Origin of the sequence: Neisseria sp. HMSC070H10 (genome assembly GCF_001837635.1) — a bacterium.
Taxonomy (GTDB): Bacteria; Pseudomonadota; Gammaproteobacteria; order Burkholderiales; family Neisseriaceae; genus Neisseria; species Neisseria subflava_A.
Genome location: NZ_KV833369.1, coordinates 1 through 241, shown reverse-complemented (window position 1 = coordinate 241; position 241 = coordinate 1). Strand labels below are relative to the sequence as shown.

Sequence of the window (241 nt, the reverse complement as noted above, 5' to 3'; positions counted from 1 at the left end):
GAGGTCGCGAGTTCGAGACTCGTTTCCCGCTCCATTAAATCATGCATCCGAATATGCGGGAATAGCTCAGTTGGTAGAGCGCAACCTTGCCAAGGTTGAGGTCGCGAGTTCGAGACTCGTTTCCCGCTCCATTCTGATTACTTGTTGATTGTTCTTTTTCAATATGCGGGAATAGCTCAGTTGGTAGAGCGCAACCTTGCCAAGGTTGAGGTCGCGAGTTCGAGACTCGTTTCCCGCTCCA

General features: G+C 51.0%; 2 tRNA genes. Both read left to right on the top strand.

Going from position 1 to position 241, the window contains the following annotated elements:
* Positions 1-55: 55 nt before the first annotated feature.
* Positions 56-131 (top strand) — tRNA-Gly (locus tag HMPREF2606_RS05440).
* 34 nt (positions 132-165) lie between these two features.
* Positions 166-241, top strand: a tRNA-Gly gene (locus HMPREF2606_RS05435).